This window comes from Streptomyces massasporeus, from assembly GCF_014648995.1.
Lineage (GTDB): Bacteria > Actinomycetota > Actinomycetes > Streptomycetales > Streptomycetaceae > Streptomyces > Streptomyces massasporeus.
Map to the genome: position 1 here is coordinate 23,684 of NZ_BMSE01000024.1, position 13,695 is coordinate 37,378.

General features: G+C 74.3%; 12 protein-coding genes. 7 read left to right on the top strand and 5 right to left on the bottom strand.

Annotation, left to right across the window (positions count from 1 at the left end; translation table 11 throughout):
• Nucleotides 1-6: 6 nt before the first annotated feature.
• From IE153_RS35675 to IE153_RS35690, 4 genes are all read right to left on the bottom strand, one after another.
• A complete protein-coding gene (locus IE153_RS35675) occupies nucleotides 7-1,236 on the bottom strand; it encodes a PP2C family protein-serine/threonine phosphatase (RefSeq protein WP_189593850.1) in 1,230 nt (409 codons plus the stop codon).
• Nucleotides 1,237-1,336: 100 nt separating this feature from the next.
• On the bottom strand, nucleotides 1,337-2,095 hold the full coding sequence (locus IE153_RS35680) for an IclR family transcriptional regulator (RefSeq protein WP_189593851.1): 759 nt from the start codon (nucleotides 2,093-2,095) through the stop codon (nucleotides 1,337-1,339).
• A 291-nt stretch (nucleotides 2,096-2,386) separates the two neighbouring features.
• On the bottom strand, nucleotides 2,387-3,424 hold the full coding sequence (locus IE153_RS35685) for a LacI family DNA-binding transcriptional regulator (RefSeq protein ID WP_189593852.1): 1,038 nt from the start codon (nucleotides 3,422-3,424) through the stop codon (nucleotides 2,387-2,389).
• Nucleotides 3,425-3,503: 79 nt separating this feature from the next.
• Complete coding sequence (locus IE153_RS35690) at nucleotides 3,504-5,117, bottom strand: glycoside hydrolase family 43 protein (RefSeq protein ID WP_189593853.1); 1,614 nt, start codon at nucleotides 5,115-5,117, stop codon at nucleotides 3,504-3,506.
• Between the two features lie 200 nt (nucleotides 5,118-5,317).
• Here IE153_RS35690 and IE153_RS35695 point away from each other — a divergent pair, with 200 nt between their 5' ends.
• From IE153_RS35695 to hypE, 7 genes are read left to right on the top strand one after another with little or no spacing between them, the layout of a single operon-like run.
• On the top strand, nucleotides 5,318-7,063 hold the full coding sequence (locus tag IE153_RS35695; protein WP_189593854.1) for an enoyl-CoA hydratase-related protein: 1,746 nt from the start codon (nucleotides 5,318-5,320) through the stop codon (nucleotides 7,061-7,063).
• A complete protein-coding gene (locus IE153_RS35700; protein WP_189593855.1) occupies nucleotides 7,060-7,647 on the top strand; it encodes a hydrogenase maturation protease in 588 nt (195 codons plus the stop codon). Before IE153_RS35695 ends, IE153_RS35700 begins: the two co-directional genes overlap by 4 nt.
• 39 nt (nucleotides 7,648-7,686) lie before the next feature.
• Nucleotides 7,687-8,436 carry a hydrogenase nickel incorporation protein HypB gene (hypB, locus tag IE153_RS35705; RefSeq protein WP_189593856.1) on the top strand — a complete coding sequence of 250 codons (750 nt, stop codon included), beginning with the start codon at nucleotides 7,687-7,689 and terminating at the stop codon, nucleotides 8,434-8,436.
• Complete coding sequence (gene hypF / locus IE153_RS35710) at nucleotides 8,433-10,745, top strand: carbamoyltransferase HypF (RefSeq protein WP_189593857.1); 2,313 nt, start codon at nucleotides 8,433-8,435, stop codon at nucleotides 10,743-10,745. The genes hypB and hypF overlap by 4 nt, the downstream gene beginning before the upstream one ends.
• 3 nt (nucleotides 10,746-10,748) lie before the next feature.
• Complete coding sequence (locus IE153_RS35715) at nucleotides 10,749-11,084, top strand: HypC/HybG/HupF family hydrogenase formation chaperone (RefSeq protein WP_229829330.1); 336 nt, start codon at nucleotides 10,749-10,751, stop codon at nucleotides 11,082-11,084.
• Complete coding sequence (gene hypD / locus IE153_RS35720) at nucleotides 11,081-12,223, top strand: hydrogenase formation protein HypD (RefSeq protein ID WP_189593858.1); 1,143 nt, start codon at nucleotides 11,081-11,083, stop codon at nucleotides 12,221-12,223. The genes IE153_RS35715 and hypD overlap by 4 nt, the downstream gene beginning before the upstream one ends.
• The gene (hypE, locus tag IE153_RS35725) at nucleotides 12,216-13,286 is read left to right on the top strand and encodes a hydrogenase expression/formation protein HypE (RefSeq protein WP_308432232.1); all 1,071 of its coding nucleotides are present in this window, start codon (nucleotides 12,216-12,218) and stop codon (nucleotides 13,284-13,286) included. The genes hypD and hypE overlap by 8 nt, the downstream gene beginning before the upstream one ends.
• 54 nt (nucleotides 13,287-13,340) lie before the next feature.
• On the opposite strand, the gene hypA is transcribed toward hypE, so the two are convergent.
• The gene (gene hypA / locus IE153_RS35730) at nucleotides 13,341-13,691 is read right to left on the bottom strand and encodes a hydrogenase maturation nickel metallochaperone HypA (RefSeq protein WP_031111009.1); all 351 of its coding nucleotides are present in this window, start codon (nucleotides 13,689-13,691) and stop codon (nucleotides 13,341-13,343) included.
• Between the last annotated feature and the right edge of the window lie 4 nt (nucleotides 13,692-13,695).

A 13,695-nucleotide genomic window follows, 5' to 3' on the forward strand; every position in this document is an offset into this window, starting at 1 on the left:
CGGCCCTCACGGGCAGCACTTCGCCTCGGGCACCGGGGCGGGAGCGGCCGGGCCGGGGCCGAGGGCGCCCGGCCCGGAGCTCTCTGCTTCCGCGAGGCGCGCGGTCGGCTTGCGGATCAGGAGCAGGGCCGCGTCGTCGTGCAGCCGGCCGCCCACATGGGCCAGCAGTTCGTCGTGGAGCGCGCCCAGGGTGTGGGACGGCTCGTGGGAGACGTGCCGCTCCAGGCCCTGGGCCAGGGGGTAGAAGGCGCGGCCGCCGTCGCGCGCCTCGGTGACGCCGTCGGTGTAGAGCAGCAGCTGGTCGCCGTCGGCGAAGGGGAGCACCTGGAGCGCCGGGGCGTGGCCCGTGAGGGCCCGCAGCCCGAGGGGCGGGGCCGGGTGTGCGGGCTCCACCGCGCTGATGCTCCCGGAGGCGCTCACCAGCAGCGGGGGGTTGTGCCCGCAGTTCACGACCTCCAGATGCCCGGCGCGCGGGTATCCGGCGACGACGGCGGTGACGAAGTCGTCGTGACCGAGGTTGCGGGCGAGGCTCCGCTCGATCCTGTCGACGACGGCGAGGAGGTCGGCTTCGTCGTGGGCGGCCTCGCGGAAGACGCCGAGCACGAGGGCCGCGGTCCCGACGGCGGGCAGCCCCTTGCCCCGCACGTCGCCGACGATCAGCCGCACCCCGTGCGGGGTGGGAATCAGCGCGTACAGGTCACCGCCGATCCGGGCCTCCGCCGCCGCGGCGCTGTAGCGCACGGCCACCTGAAACGGCCCGACGGTCGACGGCACCGGCCTGAGCAGCGCGTGCTGGGCGGTCTCCGCGACCGAGCGGACGGCGGCGAGCACCCGTTCCCGGCGCCCGCGCAGGGCGCTGGCCAGGCCGCTCGCGAGGGTGACGGCGACCAGGGCCGCCAGCCCGGCGATCAGTTCCCGGCCGGGTACGCCGTCCCGGATCCCGAGGGTCACACCGAGCGCCGCGGCGAGGAAGCCGACGCCGAGGACCCCGCGCGGCCCGTTGGTCGTGGCGGCCAGGGCGGGGCCGGCCACCAGCAGGGGCAGCCAGATCATCCCGGCTCCGCCGGCGAGGTCGGCGGACACGACGAGGGCGACGACCAGGACGGGCAGGACGGGTGTTCCGACGGCCAGCTGCGCGACGGCGCGCCTGCGGGCCGAAGCCCGGGCACCGGCCACTCGGTTCCTGAACGGCCGTACCGGCCGGTGGTCGACGCCATGGTTTCGGGCTTGGCTCATGTCTGGGTCCGCAGTCCTCACCTGTGCCGGGGCACATCCCGGAAATGTCTGACTTATCCAGAAAACGGGGTGAGGGTGGTCCCCGGCAAGAAGCGGATTTTCAGATAGTGAGCGAGAGGCTCCGGGTCACGCGGCTCGCGGTCGGGAGCAGCCGCTCGCGGATCTCCGGGAGCCGGGAGAGCCGGTTCGACGGCAGCGAGACACCGAGGGAGCCGAGCGTGTCCCCGCTGTAGACCGGGACGGCGACGCAGACCGTGCCCAGGGCGTACTCCTCGAGGTCCGTGATGGCCGGGGCCAGGGGTGAGGTCTCCAGTCGCTGGAGGAGTAGCGGGAGGCTGGTGATCGTCCGCGGGGTGAGGTCGGCGAGGTGGTGGCGGGAGAGGTAGTCCTGGCGGGCCTCTTCGTCCAGCTCCCGCAGGACGGACTTGCCCAGTGCGGTGGCGTGCCCCGCGTCCTCGAAGCCCACCCAGAGATCGACGCGGGGGATACCGGGGCCGTCGACGATCTCGGCGACCCGGATCTCTCCGTCCTCGTAGAAGGTGAGGTAGGCGGCCGTCGCGAGCTCGTCGCGCAGCGCGGCGAGGGTGGGCCGGACGCGGCTGAGCAGTGCCTGCGCACGCCCCGTGGACTGCAGGGTCTGGAGTCTGTCGCCGAGGACGAAGCCGCCGTCGTCCAGTTTCCGCACGTACCCGTCGTGCACGAGCGTCCGCAGCAGGTGGTAGGCGGTGGCCAGGGGCAGCCCGGTCTCGCGCGCCAGCTGCTTGGCCGGCGCACCGTTCTCGTGCGCGCTCACCGCCTCCAGCAGCCGCATGGCCCGCTGCACGGAGTTGATGAGCGTAGGGCCGTCTTGCGCACCCATACGAACAGCGTGCGTCAGGCGCCCGGCACGGGCAAGGGGAGACCGCGCGCGGGCGGTGCGACGGGGCGGCGTGCCGGGCGCGGCCCGGCAGGCGCCATGGGCCCGGCGGGCCGTTGGCGGGTCTCCCGGGGCGTGGGCGCGCCGCGCGCGGTGGGCCCGTGGTGAGCTCCCCCGAGGCGGAGGAGCGACGCGCACGACATGCCCTTGGCGAGCGCCCCGGGACGGTGGCCCGACGTGGGCGATGAGCCCATGGCGGGCACCCGCCCTGGCGGTGCCGCGCGTGGCAAACCCTCAGCCCGCAGCCCGGCGCGGTGGTGCGGTGGATGCGCGGATGATGAGGTCGACCGGGGGGTCTGGCGGCGGTGGCAGGTCCGTGTCGGGGTTTTCGATCGCCTGTACCAGGAGGCGGAGCCCCTCGCGCGCCACGGCGTCGAAGGGCTGTCGCACGGTGGTCAGGGGTGGGGTGACATAGGCGGCCACGGGGATGTCGTCGAAGCCCACCACGCTGACGTCGTCCGGCACGCTCAGCCCGGCCTCCGTCAGGGCGCGGACGACGCCGATGGCCATGTCGTCGTTGGCGGCGAACACGGCGGTGCAGTCGCGGCGGGCGGCGAGTTCGCGGCCCACCGCGTATCCGGACGCGGCCGACCAGTCGCCCTGCAGCACGGCCGGCTCCTCGATGCCGCGTGCGGCCAGGGCCCCGCGCCAGCCCGCCAGCCGATCCCGGGCGGCGAACCACCGCTGCGGGCCGGCGAGATGGTGGACCGTCGCATGGCCGAGGTCCAGCAGATGCCCGGTGGCCGCCCGGGCGAGGAGTTCCGCACCGACCCCCGCGGCCAGGGTGCGAGCTCCGCCGAACGTCGCCGGCGCGCCCAGCACGAGGACCGGCACATCGACGCCGAGGGAAACCGGCCCCTCGTCGATCGGCTCGGAGACGACGATGCCGTCCACGCCCTGCTCCAGCAGCGATTCCATGGCACCGGCCACCCCTCCCGGGTCGCCTTCCAGGGTGTTGACGACACGGAGCGCGTAGCCGGCGTCCCGCGCCGCCCGCTCGACGCCGATCAGCAGCGAAGCGGGGCCGTAGAGGGCGGTTCCCAGGGTGACGACGCCGATGGAGCGGGTCCGCCCGGAGGCGAGGGCCCGGGCCGCGCTGTTCAGGCGGTAGCCGAGTTCCCCGGCCGCCGCGAGGACCCTTCGGCGTACGTCGTCGGAGACGTACCGCTCCCCGTTGAGGACCCGCGAGACCGTCTTCTGCGAGACGCCGGCCAGCCGGGCCACGTCCACACTGCGCGGCGCGGTGCCGGCCCGCCCTCCCGTTCGCGTCATCGCCTTCCCCCTGTGTCCGGCGGCCCGTCGTGGCCGATCACGCCCAGCGTTCCACACCCCCAACGCACCGAACACGGGCTCAGTGCCCGCTCCGGTACGTCACCTCGTCGAAGTCCGCGTGGTGCCCGCTCCCGGTGAGGTCCCAGGCCCACAGGCCGGCGAACGCACCCGTGAAGCCGAGGGCGCGGATCTGGCCGTCCTCGATGTGCTCGGCGTGCTCGTCGGACAGGACCGTGGCGTCCAGGACGGGCCCGAACGGCTCCCAGCCGCTGCCGGTGTCGTGGCGGAAGCGCAGCTCGGCGCCGTCGACGTCCAGGCCCAGCCGCAGCCGCGTCGTGCCGCCGAGCCGCGCCTGGCCGGCCTCGTCGACGCTGAGCCGGCCGCGGTCGCAGGCCGCGACGCGCAGCACGGGTTCCCCCGCGTCGTCCGCGGTGACGTACAGGTAGTACCAGTTGCCGGTGTTGTAGTACGCGGTGATCCCGGCCAGGTGCTGGAACGTCCCGGGCCGGTACTCCATCGTCGCCTCGAACGAGCAGCGCGCCGCCGTCAGCCGGCGGGCCACCAGGCTGGGTCCGATCAGGCTCTGGGGCGACCGGCCGCCGTGCAGCCGCAGGTGGGAGGGGCGTTCGGTGAGGGAGAGCCAGTCGGGGCCGGCGGGACGGCGCAGGGTCGACCACTGGGGGCCGAGGACGGGGCCGTCGAATCCGTCGGTGCCGTCCACGTGGTCCGCGCTACCGGGCCCCGGGGGCAGGCCGGGCGCCGGCACCTCCGGGGCGGGCAGCCCGGTCTCGGTGCGGGGCCACCCGTCGGCGGTCCAGGTGACGGGCGCCAGGGCGGTCTCCCGGCCCAGGACGCACGGCCCTCGCCGCCCATGGGGCCTGGCCACGAGGTAGGCCAGGTACCAGTGCCCGTCCCCGGTCCGCACCAGGCTGCCGTGCCCGGCCTTCTGCAGCGGCAGGTCGGGGTGGTCCCGGGCGGTGAGGAGCGGGCCGTTCGGGTCGCGTTCGTAGGGACCCGTCAGGGTGCGGGAGCGGGAGACGGTGACCTGGTGGTCGTAGCCGGTGCCGCCGTCCGCGGTGAGCAGGTAGTACCAGGGGCCGCGCCGGTAGAGGTTCGGGCCCTCGATCCAGCCGGCCTGCGGCGGCAGCGCGACGGGGACCGGGTCACCGGTCGGGCGGCGCTCGGCACGGTCGTAGCGCCGCGCCTCGAGACCGGCCGAACCTCCGCGTCCCGGGCGCCAGTCGTGCACCAGGTTGAGCAGCCGGCTGTCCGCCGCGTCGTGGAACAGCGAGGTGTCGAAGCCGCGGGCGTGCAGCAGGACCGGTTCCGACCAGGGGCCCTCGATCGAAGGGGCGGTGATCACGTAGTTGGGACAGTCGGTGAAGCCGCCGGTGTACGTGGAGACGTTGCTGTAAACCAGGTGGAACAGGCCGTCCGCGTGGCTGAGGCTGGGCGCCCAGACGCCGCCGGAGTCCGGGCATCCGGTCAGGTCGAGCAGCCGGGTGCCGGTCAGGGCGCCGCCGAGGGGGCGCCAGTGCACCAGGTCCGTGGAGTGGTGCAGGCGTACGCCCGGGTACCACTCGAACGTCGACGTCGCGAGGTAGAAGTCCGGCCCCACCCGCAGGATCGACGGGTCCGGGTGCGAGCCGGGCAGGACCGGGTTGCGGATGAGGCCCGCGGGCCGGTTGTGCATGGAAGGTCCCCTCGTGACGCCCGCCCCGGCGTGCACCGGGTGATCACCGCAGGACCGTAATGTCGAATACGTTCGCGAGCAACGGCCGATCGGTATACCGCGCAGGCTCCGCGTACCCGTTCGGCCGGAAGCGGTCCCGGACCGCGAAACGCCGCCGTGGTCCTTCACCGCCCTCCCCTGACCGGCGACCATGCGATGTCATGGACATCTTGCTCGTCGCCAGCGCGTTCAACAGCCTGTCCCAGCGTGTGTTCGCCGAACTGTCGGACGAGGGGCACCACGTGGAGGTCGTGCTCGCCTCGCACGGCCCCGACGCCGTCCGGGCCGCCGTACGCGAGGTGGGCCCGGAGCTGATCGTCGCCCCGATGCTCAAGTCGGCCCTGCCGGAAGACGTGTGGCGCGAGCACACCTGCCTGATCGTGCATCCGGGGCCACCCGGGGACCGGGGACCGTCGTCGCTGGACTGGGCGATCGCCGAGGAGGCCTCCGAGTGGGGCGTGACGGTGCTTCAGGCCGAGGCGGCCATGGACGCGGGGGACGTGTGGGCCGACGGCACCTTCACGGTGCCGCCGACGGGCAAGAGCGACATGTACCGCAACGAGGTGGCGGACGCCGCCACGGCCGCCGTGCTGCTGGCCGTGCGGCGCTACGCCGAGGGGTCGTACAAGCCGCGCCCGCAGAGCGAGCCCGGGGCCCACGTTCTGTGGCGGGACTACTTCCGCCAGGAACAGCGGCGGATCGACTGGGAGAACGACAGCACGGCGACAGTGCTGCGCAAGCTGCGCGGAGCCGACTCGCAGCCCGGTGTCCGGGACGAGATCTGCGGCCAGGAGGTGTTCCTGCACGGCGGGCACCCCGAGGACCGGCTGCGCGGGGAACCCGGGGAGCTGCTCGCGACCCGGGCCGGCGCGTTCTGCCGGGCCACTCGGGACGGCGCGGTGTGGATCCCGGAGCTGCGCCCCCGCAAGAGCTCCGGTGACCCCGCGCCGTTCCGTCGCCCGGCGGCCTCGGTGCTCGCAGGCTTCCCGGCCCCGCCCGGCAGCGGCCCGGGCATGCCGGGTGCGTACGACCGCCCGTACTGGCTGCCCGAGATCGCCGCTGCGCTCGAACTGCCCCCGGACCGCATCACCTGGACCGACATCCGCTACCGGCAGAGCGGTCCCGTCGGGTTCCTGAGCTTCTCGTTCCCGGGCGGGGCCATGAGCACCACCCACTGCCGCCGGCTGCTGGCCGCCTGGCGGTACGCCCTCACCCGCCCCACCTCGGTGCTGGTGCTCGGCGGCGCCCGCGACTTCTTCTCCAACGGAATCCACCTCAACGTCATCGAGGCGGCGGGCGACCCGGCGGGCGAGTCCTGGTCCAATCTGAACGCCATGGACGACCTGGTCGAGGCGGTGCTGCGCACCACCGACCGGCTGGTGGTGTCGGCCCTCGGCGGCAACGCGGCGGCCGGCGGCGTCATGCTCGCCCTGGCCGCCGACGAGGTCTGGTGCCGCACGGGCAGCGTCCTCAACCCGCACTACCGGAACATGGGCCTGTACGGGTCGGAGTACTGGACGTACTCGCTGCCCCGCCGGGTGGGCGCGGAGACGGCCCAGCGGCTGACGACCGAGGCGTTGCCGGTGAGCTCCGCGACGGCCGAGCGCATCGGGCTGGTGGACCGTCTGGTGCCGGTCGCGGCCCAGGAGTTCGCCCCCGAGATCGAGCGCCTGGCCGCCGAGCTGGCCGCCGACCCGGACCTTCCGCGCCGGATCACCGCCAAGGCCACGTCCCGTCACGCGGACGAGCTCGCGCGGCCCCTCGCCGAGTACCGGCGGGCCGAACTCGCCCGTATGCGCGCCGTCTTCTTCGACCCGGAGGCTCCCTACCACGCGCTGCGGTCCGCCTTCGTCCGCAAGCTCCCGAACGGCTCCGCCCGGCCGCTGGTCACCGGGGAGACGCGATGAGCGCGCGGCTCCTCGTGGCGGGGGTCGGCAACATCTTCCTCGCCGACGACGCCTTCGGCCCCGAGGTGATCCGCGCCCTGGACCAGGACCCGCTGCCTCCGCAGGTGCGGGTGCGGGACTTCGGCATCCGCGGCATGGACCTCGCGTACGAGCTGCTCGACGGCTACGACACGGCCGTCCTGGTCGACGCCGCCGTGCGGGGGCACGAGCCGGGCACGCTGTCGCTGATCGAGCCGCAGCTGCCCGACGGCTCCACGGCGGGCGCCCCTCCCGAGGCGCACGGCATGGACCCGGCGAAGGTCCTCGCCCTGGCCGCCCACCTGGGCGACGAGCCGCTCCCCCGCGTCCTGGTGCTGGCCTGCGAGCCCGAGCTGCGGGCACCGGCCGACGAGGACATCGCCCCGGGCATCAGCGCGACGGTGTGCGAAGCGGTCGGGCGGGCCGTCGCGGCGCTGCACACCCTGGTGCCGGTGCTGCTCGCCGACCCGGCGGCCACGCCCCCGTTGAGCCGCCCGGACGAATCCGCAGCCCTGTCCCCGGCCGGGCTGCCGGGCACGGTGAGCGGCGGCGCGGAGGATCGGTAGCGGAACGATTTACCTACCGACCCGCGAGGAGCGGCGCCCATGTGCGATTCCGTGGACGACATCACCCAGGCCGTCCTGGCGAAGAACGACGGTCTGGCCGCGGACCTGCGTGAGGAGCTGGCCCGGCGCGGGGTGAGCGTGGTCAACCTGCTGTCCAGCCCGGGCAGCGGCAAGACGGAACTGCTCGGGCGGGTGCTGGCCAGAGCGGTGGAGCGGAGCCTTCCGGTGGCCGCGCTCACCGCCGACCTGGCCACCGAGAACGACGCCGACCGGCTGGCCCGGTCGGGAGCCCCGGTGAAGCAGCTGCTGACGGACGGGCTGTGCCATCTGGAGGCGAGGCAGCTGCGCGGGCACGTGGAGAGCTGGCTGCCCGCGGGCACGTCGCTGCTGTTCGTGGAGAACGTGGGCAATCTCGTCTGCCCCGCCTCGTACGACCTCGGCGAGAGCCTGCGGATCGTGCTCATGGCGGTCACGGAGGGCGAGGACAAGCCGCTGAAGTACCCCACGGCCTTCGGCTCCGCCCATCTGGTGGTGCTGACCAAGACCGATCTGGCCGGGCCGGCGGGGTTCGACGAGACGGCCTTCGAGACGAACGTCCAGCGGGTCAACCCCGGAGTGGAAGTGGTGCGGTCCTGCGCCCGCACCGGCGCCGGCGTCGACGTTCTTCTGGAGCGTGTGCTGGCCGTCCGGGACGGGGCCGCCGTCCACCGGCCGCCCCTGGCCCCCCGCCCGCACACCCACAGCCACACGCACACGCACGAGGGCGCCGAAGCCGGCCTCGTCCCGTGACGGCGCCCGCCACCGGGGCGGTGCGCCGGCGCGTCACCGTGCGCGGCACCGTGCAGGGCGTGGGCTTCCGCCCGTTCGTGCACCGCCTCGCCACCGACCTGGCGCTCGCGGGTTTCGTGAGCAACACGGCGAACGGGGTGCTCATCGAGGTGGAGGGCCCGCCGGACGGCGTCGCCGACTTCTGCGACCGGCTGGCCGGGGAGCCTCCGCCACTGGCCACCGTCACCGGCGTCGGCTTCGAGGACCTGCCCGCAACCGGCGCCGACAGCACCTTCGGCATCCGCTCCACCGACCGCTCCCCCGGCAGCACCCTCCTCCCGCCCGACACGGCGACCTGCCCGGACTGCCTGCGGGAGCTGCGCGATCCGGCCGACCGCCGGCACCGGCACCCGTTCGTCACCTGCACGCACTGCGGCCCCCGCTTCACCATCGCCACGGGCATGCCGTACGACCGGGCGGTCACGACCATGGCCGGCTTCCCGATGTGCGCCGCGTGCGCCCAGGAGTACGGCGATCCCCTCGACCGCCGCTTCCACGCCCAGCCCGTGGCCTGCCCCGACTGCGGTCCCCGGCTGCGCCTGGTGCCGGCGGCCGGGAGCGGGGCCCGCCCGGCCCGGGGCGCCGAAGCCCTGGCGTCGGCACGGGCGTTGCTGGCCGCCGGGCGGATCGTCGCCGTCAAGGGCCTCGGGGGCTACCATCTGGCCTGCGACGCCACCGACGCCCGGGCCGTCGACACCCTGCGCACCCGCAAGGCCCGCGGCGGCAAGCCGTTCGCGGTGATGTGCGCGGACCTCGACGACGTACGGCGGATCGCCGAGCTCCCCGCGTCCGCACGGGCCGCCCTCACCGGCTCCCGGCGCCCCATCGTCCTGCTGCGCCGGCGCGGGGAGGCGAACGGACTCGCACCCGGTGTCTGCCCCGGCAGCCCGCACCTCGGCGTGATGCTGCCCTACACGCCCGTGCACACCCTGCTGTTCGGCCTGCCCGGTGACCCGCCCGGCCCGCGCGTACTGGTCATGACGAGCGGCAACCGCTCCGGGGAGCCGATCGTCACGGACGACGACGAGGCGCTCACCCGGCTCGCCGGGCTGGCCGACGCCTGGCTCGCCCACGACCGGCCCATCGCCTCGCCCTGCGACGACTCCCTGCTGCGGGTGCGGCCCGACGGCACCGAGCAGGTGCTGCGCCGGTCCCGGGGGTATGTGCCCCGGCCGCTGCGGCTGCCGGTCGCGGTGCTGCCCGCTCTCGCGGTGGGCGGCGACCTGAAGAACGCCCTGTGCCTCGGCGCGGGCGACCATGCCTGGTTCGGCCCGCACATCGGCGACATGGGCGATCTGACGACCCTGGAGGCGGCCCGGCGGGCGGACGCGCACCTGCGGGCTCTGACCGGCGTGCGTCCCGAAGTGGTCGCCGCCGACCGGCACCCCGGGTACCACTCGACACGGTGGGCCGCCCGACTGGCCGGGCGCGCCCCCGTGCCGGTCCAGCACCACCATGCGCACATCGCCTCCGCGATGGCCGAGCACGGCCTGGACGGCACCACGCCCGTGATCGGTGTCGCCTTCGACGGCACGGGCTACGGCGACGACGGCACCGTCTGGGGCGGCGAGATCCTCCTCGCCGACTACATCGGCTTCCGGCGCTACGCCCACCTCTCCCCCGCCCCGCTGCCCGGCGGCGACGCGGGCGTCGCCAACCCGTGCCGTCTGGCGCTGGCCCGGCTGTGGGCGGCGGGACTGCCGTGGGACGCGGACCTGCCGTGCGTGACCGCCTGCGCGCCCCAGGAACTGGCGGTGCTCCAGCGGCAGTTGTCCGGCGGACTCGCCTGCGTGCCGACCTCCAGCATGGGCCGGCTCTTCGACGCCGTGTCGTCGCTCGTGGGCGTGTGCCATCGCGCGGGGTACGAGGCGCAGGCCGCGCTGGAGCTGGAGGCGGCGGCCGCGTCGGCGTGGGGCGCCGACAGGGCCGCGTACGCCTTCGCCGACGGGTTCGACCCGGCGCCCGTGCTGAGTGCGCTGGTCGCCGACCTGCGGCACGGCACCCCCGCCGCCGTGCTCGCGGCCCGTTTCCACCGTGCCGTGGCGCGGGCGGTGGCGGAGATCTGCCGGCGTGCGCGTCAGGACACCGGACTCGCCACCGTCGCGCTCAGCGGCGGGGTGTTCGCCAACGCGCTGCTGGAGGAGGAGTGCGCGCGGCTGCTGGCAGAGGACGGCTTCGCGGTGCTGCGGCACGGCGAGGTCCCGCCGAACGACGGCGGGCTGGCCCTCGGCCAGCTCATGGTCGCGGCGCACCTACGACAGGAGGAGTGACCCATGTGTTTGGCTGTGCCGGGCAAGGTCGTCGCCATCGACGACAGTGCCGAACCGCTCACCGGGCTGATCGACTTCGGCGGCGTGCAGAAGAAGGCGTGCCTGGAGTACGTGTCCGACGTGAAGGTGGGTGAGTACGTCATCGTGCACGTCGGCTTCGCGCTCCAGCGTCTGGACGAGGAGTCGGCCCTGGCCTCCCTGAAGCTGTTCGAGGAACTGGGGCTCCTGGAGGAGGAGTTCGGGGACGCCTGGGAGCAGGCGGCCAAGGAGGCGGGCGACACCCTCGCGACAGAGCGTGCGGCGGCGGCGCCCCAGGACGGCGGGAGTGAGGCCCGGTGAAGTACATCGACGAGTTCAACGACCCCCAGCTGGCACGGCGGCTGCTGGACGAGATCCGTGCCACCGCCACCCGGCCCTGGGCCCTGATGGAGGTGTGCGGCGGACAGACCCACTCGATCATCCGGCACGGCATCGACCAACTCCTTCCCGAACAGGTCGAGTTGATTCACGGGCCCGGTTGCCCGGTGTGTGTCACACCGCTGGAGGTCATCGACAAGGCACTGGAGATCGCCGCGCGGCCCGGGGTGATCTTCTGCTCCTTCGGCGACATGCTGCGGGTGCCGGGCACCGACCGCGACCTGTTCCGGGTCAAGGGCGAGGGCGGCGACGTACGGGTGGTGTACTCGCCGCTCGACGCCCTGGAGCTGGCCCGCCGCCACCCGGACCGGGAGGTGGTGTTCTTCGCGATCGGCTTCGAGACCACCGCCCCTGCCAACGCGATGGCCGTGCACCAGGCGCGCAGGCTGGGCCTGACCAACTTCAGCCTGCTGGTGTCGCATGTGCGGGTCCCCCCGGCCGTCGAGGCGATCATGACGGCGCCCGAGTGCCGGGTGCAGGGCTTCCTGGCCGCCGGGCACGTGTGCAGCGTGATGGGGATGGCCGAGTACCCGGAGCTGGCCGAGCGGTTCCGCGTGCCGATGGTGGTGACGGGCTTCGAGCCGCTGGACATCCTGGAGGGCATCCGCCGGGCGATCCGCCAGCTGGAGCGCGGTGAGCACCGGGTGGAGAACGCCTACCCGCGTGCCGTGCGCGAGGAGGGCAACCCGGCCGCGGTGCGCATGATCGAGGAGGTTTTCGAGGTCACCGACCGGTCCTGGCGGGGCATCGGGCCGATCCCGGACAGCGGCTGGCGGCTGACCGACGCCTTCCGCGCGTTCGACGCGGAGCACCGCTTCGACGTGAGCGGGATCCGTACCGAGGAGCCCGCGGAGTGCCGGGCCGGTGAGGTGCTCCAGGGCCTGATCAAGCCGACCGAGTGCGCCGCGTTCGGCACCACCTGCACGCCGCGCACCCCGCTCGGCGCCACCATGGTCTCCAGCGAGGGCGCCTGTGCGGCCTACTACCTCTACCGCCGGATGAACGCCCCGGCGCCGCAGGCCGGCGGCAGCGCGCAGCAGGAGGTGACCCCCGTTGCCTGAGCGACTCGCCGATGTGGTCGACCCGGCCAACTGGACCTGCCCCGCCCCGCTGCGCGACCAGGGGGTGGTGGTCATGGGGCACGGCGGCGGGGGCGCGCTGTCGGCGGAGCTGATGGAGCAGATCTTCACCCCGGCCTACGGCAACGCCACCCTGGCCGGGCTCGCCGACTCCGCCGTCCTCGAACTGGGCGGCGCGCGGCTGGCCTTCTCCACCGACTCCTACGTGGTCCGGCCGCTGTTCTTCCCCGGCGGCTGCCTCGGCGACCTCGCGGTCAACGGCACGGTCAACGACCTCGCGATGAGCGGCGCGCGACCCGCCTACCTCTCGGCCGCCTTCGTCCTGGAGGAGGGGGTGGAGCTGACCGTCGTCGAACGGATCGCCCGCTCGATGGGGGCGGCTGCCGAGGCCGCCGGGGTCACGATCGCCACGGGTGACACCAAGGTGGTGGAGTCCGGGCACGGCGACGGGGTGTACGTCACCACCGCCGGGGTGGGGCTCGTGCCCGACGGGGTGGACATCCGGCCCCAGCGTGCCCGGCCCGGGGACGCGGTCATCGTCAGCGGCCCGATCGGACTGCACGGCGTGGCCATCATGAGCGTGCGGGAAGGGCTGGAGTTCGGCGTGGAGGTCGCCAGTGACACCGCGCCGCTGGCGGATCTGGTGGCGGCGATGCTGGCCGTCACTCCGGACGTGCATGTGCTGCGCGACCCCACCCGGGGCGGCCTGGGCGCGTCGCTGAACGAGATCGCCCGTGCCTCCGGGACCGGTGTCCGGCTTCAGGAGCGGGCGATTCCGGTGCCGGACGCGGTGGCGAACGCCTGCGGGTTCCTCGGGCTCGATCCGCTGTACGTCGCCAACGAGGGGCGCCTCGTCGCCTTCGTGCCGCCGTCGGCGGCGGAGGAGGTGCTGGCTGCGATGCGGGCCCATCCGCAGGGTGCCGGGGCGACACGGATCGGCGAGTGCGTCGCCGAGCATCCGGGGATGGTGGTGGTCGCCACCGGGCTCGGCGGGACGCGGGTGGTTGACCTGCCGCTCGGGGAGCAGCTGCCACGCATCTGCTGACCGCCGGACAGGGAGAAGGGCCCCGCCGACGGATCGGCGGGGCCCTTCTCCTGTCTATGCCGGTACCGGCTCGATCCCGGCGATCTCCAGTTCACGGCCGCTGCGCAGGTCGCTGGAGGGCTGGTCGCAGCGCGGGCACCAGAAGAACGGGGGCATGCCCACCGGGAACTCCTCGGCGCACGGGCCGCACCAGGCCTGCGCGGGGATCTGCTCGACGACGAGGTGCGCCCCCGCGAGGGCGGTGCCGTCGCGGGCCACCTCGAAGGCGAAACCGAGGGCGTCGGGGACGACGCCCGCCAGCTCACCGACCCGGACGGTCACCTTCGAGACGGCGTCCGTCCCGTCCGCCCGGGCCAGCTCGTCGGCCCGCTCGATGATCGCGGTCGCGATCGACAGTTCGTGCACGGCC

Bases quoted from the DNA above. Each gene is read 5' to 3' on its own strand.
- IE153_RS35690 (WP_189593853.1), bottom strand. From the start codon at position 5,117: ATGCACAACCGGCCCGCGGGCCTCATCCGCAACCCGGTCCTGCCCGGC.
- IE153_RS35685 (WP_189593852.1), bottom strand. From the start codon at position 3,424: ATGACGCGAACGGGAGGGCGGGCCGGCACCGCGCCGCGCAGTGTGGAC.
- IE153_RS35695 (WP_189593854.1), top strand. From the start codon at position 5,318: ATGGACATCTTGCTCGTCGCCAGCGCGTTCAACAGCCTGTCCCAGCGT.
- IE153_RS35700 (WP_189593855.1), top strand. From the start codon at position 7,060: ATGAGCGCGCGGCTCCTCGTGGCGGGGGTCGGCAACATCTTCCTCGCC.
- IE153_RS35675 (WP_189593850.1), bottom strand. From the start codon at position 1,236: ATGAGCCAAGCCCGAAACCATGGCGTCGACCACCGGCCGGTACGGCCG.
- IE153_RS35715 (WP_229829330.1), top strand. From the start codon at position 10,749: ATGTGTTTGGCTGTGCCGGGCAAGGTCGTCGCCATCGACGACAGTGCC.
- IE153_RS35680 (WP_189593851.1), bottom strand. From the start codon at position 2,095: ATGGGTGCGCAAGACGGCCCTACGCTCATCAACTCCGTGCAGCGGGCC.
- hypB (WP_189593856.1), top strand. From the start codon at position 7,687: ATGTGCGATTCCGTGGACGACATCACCCAGGCCGTCCTGGCGAAGAAC.